Origin of the sequence: Gluconobacter sp. P1D12_c (assembly GCF_018812105.1) — a bacterium.
In the GTDB taxonomy this organism is placed as follows: Bacteria; Pseudomonadota; Alphaproteobacteria; order Acetobacterales; family Acetobacteraceae; genus Gluconobacter; species Gluconobacter oxydans_A.
The window spans coordinates 1-392 of record NZ_JACSIQ010000701.1 but is presented as its reverse complement, the minus strand read 5'-3'; the positions used below and the strand labels follow the sequence as shown (position 1 = coordinate 392).

The 392-nt window shown below is 57.8% G+C and carries 1 protein-coding gene; it reads left to right on the top strand.

Going from position 1 to position 392, the window contains the following annotated elements:
• Positions 1 to 23: 23 nt before the first annotated feature.
• A partial coding sequence (locus KP705_RS18805) for a DUF4158 domain-containing protein (protein WP_215765406.1) occupies positions 24 to 392 on the top strand: 369 nt, incomplete at its 3' end.

Sequence of the window (392 nt, the reverse complement as noted above, 5' to 3'; positions counted from 1 at the left end):
ACACATGAAGGAGACATCCGATCATGGCGCGGCGCCGTCTTCTGACCCGTGAAGCTCTCGCCCGACATTACGAGCCTTCTGTCGATGATCGCGAGATCACGAGACATTTTACACTCAGCCAGGATGACTTCGATCTGATCGCAACCCGCCGCGGAGAAACCTCCCGATTGGGTTTCACGATGGKCATGCTCTACATGCGCTGGCCGGGACGGGTGCTGGAATCTGGTGAAACACCACCGGCTCCCATTCTGTCATTTGTTGCGCGGCAGCTCGACCTGTCCCCTGGGCTCTGGTCCCATTACGGACGTCGTGACGAAACCCGTCGATCCCATCTGGCCCACCTGATGAAGCGTTATGGCTACCGAACCTTCGATCGGTCGGCATTTCATGAC